Source organism: Stenotrophomonas capsici (assembly GCF_034961085.1).
GTDB classification, from domain to species: Bacteria; Pseudomonadota; Gammaproteobacteria; order Xanthomonadales; family Xanthomonadaceae; genus Stenotrophomonas; species Stenotrophomonas capsici.
The window spans coordinates 1-6,058 of record NZ_JAYFUH010000083.1 but is presented as its reverse complement, the minus strand read 5'-3'; the positions used below and the strand labels follow the sequence as shown (position 1 = coordinate 6,058).

Genomic DNA, 6,058 nt, shown 5'->3' with positions numbered 1-6,058 from the left:
AACACCGCGCTGAGCCACAGCAGTTCCACCGCACCGCGTGATGCGCCGCGCAGGAACGCCCAACCGATCGCGGCCACGAACACCGCGTAGTAGATACCGGTGTGCCACGCCTTCAGATCCGCCACCAACGCGGGCAACCATTTGGTTGCGGCGAGGCTGGCGGAGATGCCGGCCACGCAACCCAATGACACGCCCACCGTCAGGCAACCCAGCACCCAGCCCGATAGTTTCTGCGCGGGCGTTTCCGGCCCCTTGCGCTTGCGTCGCCGCGATTCCACCCACAGCAGGTTGCCGGTGTAGAACAGCGCCGCGCCGGCCAGCCCCATCAGCACGTACAGCCAGCGCACCGGATTCCCGCCGAAGCTGCCGAAGTGCAGCATGAAGAACGCATTGACCGCCCCGTTCCAGCCATCCATGTGGCCGGGCAGGTCATGCGGGTCCACCTGCCCGCTGTACGGGTCCAGGTGCGTGCTGGCGTACAGCCGTGCGCGCGTGCCATGGCGCACGTCCAGCCCGGTCACCGTCGCCTCGACATGCCCGTCCTTGCGCTGGAACCCAAAGCCCTGCACGTCGAAGCCGGGCAACTGCACTTCCACCCGACGCAGCAGTTCGGCCGCCGGCAGCACGCGCGCGCCGGTGGGTGCGTCGTCGTGTGCCTGGTTCCACTCGATGCCGCCTGGGTACACCACCGCGCCCTGCGCGCCGTAGAACGGGTCATGGAAGGCGAACACCACGCTGGTCAGCGCGATCACCAGGTGGAACGGCAGGCTGAACAAGCCCAGCGCGTTGTGCGCGTCCAGCCACATGCGCTTGATGTTCTTGCCGATGCGCAGCGCGAACACGTCCTTGCTCAACGTCGGCAGCAGCACGATCAGGCCCGACACCAGCGCCACGGCATAGGCCAATGCCACCGCGCCCATGACCGGCCGCGCGATCGCATCGGGGAACGGCAGGCCAACCAGCTGGTGCAGGGTATCCACCAGCTGCGCCACCGGTGCCTTGCGTGTCTGCTCCACCTGCAGGCTGCCGTCGGCGCCGAAACTCGCCCCGTACTCCTTGAACTGGCGACGCCCCCCGGCACGTTCCTGCCAGTACACCCGCGCCGGCTGGTCGGCACCGGGCTTGACCGAAATGAAGTAGCGCGCCGCAGCCTGGGGATATTCGGCCAGCACCGCTTCAACCAGCGCATCGGCGCGCTCCAGCGACGGCGCGGCGGCCAATGTGGAAGGCGGCGTGGCCCAGCGCTCCAGCGGCTTCTCGAACATGGTGACCGAGCCCGCATAGAAGGCGATGAACAGCATCAGCCCGCAGACGATGCCGATCCAGATGTGGACGTCCTTGTAGACCTTGATGATGTCGCTGCGGATCTTCATGCCTGCATCCTCACGCCATCACCCAACGCGCCAGCGCCAACATCCCGAACGTGGTCATATTGGCCGCGCCCAGCCACAACCAGGCGCGCAGGCTGTCGCGGAACAGATGGACGAAGCACAGCACCGCCGCCCAGATCGGTGCCATCAGCCACATGGTGAACTGGTTCTTGCCGCCGCCGGCGCCAATGCCGTCCGGTCCCAGCCAGGCGAACAGGCCGGACAACGACAGTGCCAGGCCGAAGCCCAGCACCACGCCGGCACAGGTCTTGCCGAACCAATGACGGCTCTCCAGCCGCGCACGTGCTTCGCTCATGCGGACCTCCGCGCGCGTACGCGGGCGCGCCATGCGCCCAGAAAGGGTGCGATCGACCACACCAGCGTCAGCAGCACCAACCACGCCGATATCGCTTCAAGCGGCGCCATCAACGGCCACATCGCCAGCAACGAGACGAGCGCGAGCACGCTGCCCGGCCACCACGCATGCCGCGTTGGCCACGGCCCGGCAGCGCGCAGTTGCTGTTGTGGCGAGGCGACGTACAGCAGCATCGCCGCAGCGCTACCGGCAACGGTCGCCAGGAGTGCCAGCAGCAGGTTCATGGGGTGGCACCACGCGGTTCGAGGAAGGCGTTCATTCGGTCTGGCTCATGGCGGGACAATGAAGGCGCCCACCGGGGCCTGCCCGATGGGCGCAGGCTGCATCACCAGCTGAAACGCGCGGTGGCGGTGACGGTGCGGCCGGTGCCGTAGTAGCAGGAAGACACGCCACCGCAGGTCGAGACAAAGCGCTTGTCAGCCAGGTTGCTGACGTTGAGTGCGAACTGCGTGCCCACCGCGCCGTGTTGCCCCACGTCGTAACGGATGGCCGCATCCCACAGCGTGTACCCCGGGATCAGGTACAGGTTGGCGCTGTCGCCATGGCTTTCGCCGTTGTAGCGCACGCCTGCGGCCAGGCTCAGGCCTTCCAGGCCACCGGCCTGGAACGTGTAGTCCGCCCACAGCGCGGCGGTCCAGTCCGGCACCATCGCCAGCTGCTTGCCGATGTAGCCGTTGTTGCTCTTGGTGACTTCCGAATCCATCCAGCTGGCGGCACCGATCACGCTGAAGCCTTCCAGCGGGGTGATGCGGCCCTCCAGTTCGACGCCGCGCACGCGGCCTTCGCCATCCTGCACCTGGCACTGGCTGTTGCCGGCGGTGCCGCAGGTGTTGTGCGTGAGGTCCGGGTCATTGGTGAGGATGTTCTGCTGGCGCAGGTCGTAGGCCGAGAACGTCAACAGCCCATCGAAGGACGCAGGCTGGTACTTGATGCCCGCTTCCCACTGTTTGCCGGTCACCGGGTCGAACGCCGAGAGCGTGTAGCTCATGTTGGTGTTGCTGCCCGAGGGCTGGAACGACTCGGCGTAGCTGAGGTACGGGGTCAGCCCGTTGTCGGCCACGTACAGCACGCCCAGGTTGCCGCTGAAGGCTTCTTCCTCGCCGCGGGTCGGAATGCGGGCACCGTAACGGTTGGTGGCCACGGCGTAGCTGCGGGTCCAGGTGTCGTCACGGGTCCAGTCATAACGGCCACCAAAGGTCAGCCGCCACTTGTCCAGCGCAACCTGGTCCTGCAGGTACACGCCGGTCTGGCGGTTGATGCCACCGGAGTAGCTGATGCTGGTGGTGACCGGCGCGTAGTTGGAATAGACCGGGTTGAAGATGTCGATGTCGCGCGGGTTGACCATCGCGCCACGCGCGCCGGTCCAGTCGGCCTTCTGCCAGTCCACGCCAATCAGCAACGTGTGCTCGGCCACGCCGGTGCTGAACTTGCCGGTGATGCGCGTATCGACGGTTTCTCCCTTGGAGTCGCCCTCGCCCCAGGTGGCGCGCCGCTTCTGGGTGCGCCCATCGGCGTTCAGGCCGCCATTGGTCACCACGGTGCGGAACAGCGATTGGACATCGGTATGGCGCGCGCTCTGGCTCAGCGTCCAGTTGCCGTTGAAGCTGTGCTCGAACAGATAGCCGGCGGTCCAGAGGGTGCGGTCATAGGTGTTCCAGCCGGGCTCGCCGATGAAGGTGGTGTTCTTCATGTGGCCGTGGGGCGTGGCCACCAGCGTGCCGTCCATCGGCAGGAACTGGTAAGTCGAACCGCCATCGTCCTTCTGGTACAGGCCGAGCAGGGTCAGGCGCGTGCGTTCGGCGATCTGGAAGGTGTAGCTCGGGGCCAGGAACCCGTGCTTCTGCTCGGTGTGGTCGATCTGGGTCTGGCCATCGCGGTACAGGCCGACCAGGCGCAGCAGGTGGCGGTTGTCGTCACTGCCGGCGCCCACGTCGAAAGCGGTGTTGTACTGGCCGTTGCCGTCTATGCCCAGGCGCAGTACCTGCTGCGGGTCGGGCGTCGGCGTCTTGCTGACCTGGTTGACCATGCCCCCCGGAGCCACCTGCCCGTACATCACCGCCGACGGGCCCTTGAGCACTTCCACCCGCTCCAGGTTCCAGCTGTCGACCATGGTGCGGTTCCACTGGCTGCCCTGCGGCGCGCGCATGCCGTCAATGGTGACGTTGTTGGACCAGCTGCCGGCATCGAAGCCACGGATGCGGAAGTCATCGACGCGGTTGTCGATGCCACTGCTCTCCAGGGTCACGCCGGCCACGTAGCGCATGGCCTCGTTGAGGTTCTGCACGCCACGGGCGTCCAGCTCCTCGCGGGCGATCACCGAGACCGACTGCGCGGTCTCGGCCACCGCGGTATCGGTCTTGGTCGCGCTGGAAGCATGCGAGGTGGTGCGGTAGGCGTTGACGTGGACGGCATCGAGCGTCCGCGCCGGGTCCGCGGCTTCGGCCAGCTCGGGACCGGCGGCAAGGGCGGTGACGGGGGAAAGGGCCATGGCGACGGCCATGGACAGCAGCGCCGGACGGGCGGCACGGAAACGAGGGAGGGACACGGCATCAACCTGCGGTGGGGCGAGGATTGGCTGACTGCGCGCGGCAGCGGCTGATGGAGCGACATTGTACGAACAAGAATCATTCTCAACAATGATCCAGATCAATCCAGCCGCCAACCGCCTGAATACCACTGACCGGGCGAAGTCACGCCCGCCATGTAAAATGCTGATTTTTTAGTCAGGACCCATGGCGAAAGCTTCCCAACGGGCGCCCGTGCTGGGCCCGGCGTTCATTCGCCTGCTGGCCCGCTTCAAGGACGATGCCACTTCGCCCACGGCGCCGGATGTGTCGGCGCGGCTGGCCACGTGGTTTGACTGGAACCGCGCCATCACCCTGTCCCGCGCCCTGGACAACCTGCCTGCACCCGCACCGGACGGCGCCACCTTCGACCAGGACCACGACGCCGACTGCACCCGCGTGCGGGATCGCCTGCTCCAGGCCATCCATGCCGAGATCGCACCGGTCGGGCCCGTCGATGCCGACGCGCCCGACCCGTACGCGCCCTACCGGCAGCATTACCAGGCCCAGCAGCGCGCCATGCAGACCGCCACCGGCAACCTGCGTGGCCGGCTGCGCGACATGCTGGCCCGGCAGTCCACGGCCAAGGCCCGCCTGGCCGAGGTCGACGCGGTGATGGAAGCCACCCTCAGCCCGCGCGAACACACCCTGCTTTCCCATGTGCCGGCCCTGCTCGGCCTGCACTACCAGCGGCTGCATGACAGCGCCGCCAGCGCCGATGCCCAGGCATCGGCCACCACCACGGCCCTCTTTCTCCAGGACCTGCGCACCGCGCTGCTGGCGGAACTGGAGGTCCGTTTCCACCCCATCGAAGGCCTGCTTGCAGCGCTCCGCACCCGGTAACCCGCTCCCTATGTCCAGAAACCTCGTCGCAATCGTCGTCTTCCTCGTGGGCCTGCTGGCCGTGTGCTGGATCGGTGTCGGCTATGCAGGCACGCACCCGCTGGCCGCGGTGGTCGCCGCGGTCATCGCCGCCTGCTACCTGGCCGGCGCGTATGAGCTGTTCCGCTACCGCCAGGCCACCACCACGCTGGTGCAGGCACTGCCGGCCATCGCCGACGGCGCGGACAACCTGGACGGCTGGCTGTCGCGGCTGGCCCCCAGCCTGCGCAACGCGGTGCGCCTGCGCGTGCAGGGCGAACGCGTCGGCCTGCCGGCCCCGGCCCTGACCCCGTACCTGGTCGGCCTGCTGGTGCTGCTGGGCATGCTCGGCACCCTGCTCGGCATGATGGCCACGCTGCGCGGCACCGGCCTGGCGCTGGAAAGCGCCACCGACCTGGACGCCATCCGCAGCTCGCTGGCCGCCCCGGTCAAGGGCCTGGGCTTCGCCTTCGGCACCTCGATCGCCGGCGTCGCCAGCTCGGCCGCGCTGGGCCTGTTGTCGGCGCTGTTGCGCCGTGAGCGCGCCCAGGCCGTGCAGGAACTGGATGCCGGCATCGCCGCCCAGCTGCAGGCGCATTCGCCGGCCTTCCAGCGCAATGAAACCTTCCGCCTGCTGCAGGAGCAGAACGCGCTGATGCCGGCCCTGGTCGATCGCCTGCAGGCGATGATGGGCAGCCTGGAACAGCAGCAGCACGGCAACAACGAACGCCTGCAGGCCAACCAGCAGGCGTTCCACGAGCGCACCGAGGCCGCGTACACGCAGCTGGCCGCCTCGCTGCAGGCCGCCATGCAGGACGGCATCCGCCACCAGGCCAACGCGGTGGGCACGGCCCTGCAACCGGTGGTCGACGCCACCATGCAGGGGC

At 67.9% G+C, this 6,058-nt stretch carries 5 protein-coding genes and 1 pseudogene; 2 read left to right on the top strand and 4 right to left on the bottom strand.

What is annotated here, in order from left to right; genetic code table 11:
* The 4 genes from VA603_RS07145 to VA603_RS07130 form a co-directional block, all read right to left on the bottom strand.
* Window positions 1-1,373: PepSY-associated TM helix domain-containing protein (locus tag VA603_RS07145; protein WP_323438363.1), on the bottom strand; the 1,373-nt coding region annotated here is incomplete at its 3' end.
* Between the two features lie 10 nt (window positions 1,374-1,383).
* Window positions 1,384-1,686: a hypothetical protein gene (locus tag VA603_RS07140; protein ID WP_323438362.1), complete on the bottom strand. Its 303-nt coding sequence runs from the start codon at window positions 1,684-1,686 to the stop codon at window positions 1,384-1,386.
* The gene (locus VA603_RS07135) at window positions 1,683-1,970 is read right to left on the bottom strand and encodes a hypothetical protein (RefSeq protein WP_132862294.1); all 288 of its coding nucleotides are present in this window, start codon (window positions 1,968-1,970) and stop codon (window positions 1,683-1,685) included. The genes VA603_RS07140 and VA603_RS07135 overlap by 4 nt, the downstream gene beginning before the upstream one ends.
* 101 nt (window positions 1,971-2,071) lie before the next feature.
* Window positions 2,072-4,291: a TonB-dependent siderophore receptor gene (locus VA603_RS07130; protein ID WP_323438361.1), complete on the bottom strand. Its 2,220-nt coding sequence runs from the start codon at window positions 4,289-4,291 to the stop codon at window positions 2,072-2,074.
* Window positions 4,292-4,478: 187 nt separating this feature from the next.
* Between VA603_RS07130 and VA603_RS07125 the strand changes: the two genes are divergently transcribed.
* Window positions 4,479-5,153: a DUF3348 domain-containing protein gene (locus tag VA603_RS07125; RefSeq protein ID WP_323438360.1), complete on the top strand. Its 675-nt coding sequence runs from the start codon at window positions 4,479-4,481 to the stop codon at window positions 5,151-5,153.
* A 10-nt stretch (window positions 5,154-5,163) separates the two neighbouring features.
* Window positions 5,164-6,058, top strand: a pseudogene (locus tag VA603_RS07120) (DUF802 domain-containing protein); the annotation flags it as partial.

Excerpts from the sequence above, each read along its gene's own strand:
- VA603_RS07140 (WP_323438362.1), bottom strand. The coding sequence starts at position 1,686 with ATGAGCGAAGCACGTGCGCGGCTGGAGAGCCGTCATTGGTTCGGCAAG.
- VA603_RS07135 (WP_132862294.1), bottom strand. The coding sequence starts at position 1,970 with ATGAACCTGCTGCTGGCACTCCTGGCGACCGTTGCCGGTAGCGCTGCG.
- VA603_RS07125 (WP_323438360.1), top strand. The coding sequence starts at position 4,479 with ATGGCGAAAGCTTCCCAACGGGCGCCCGTGCTGGGCCCGGCGTTCATT.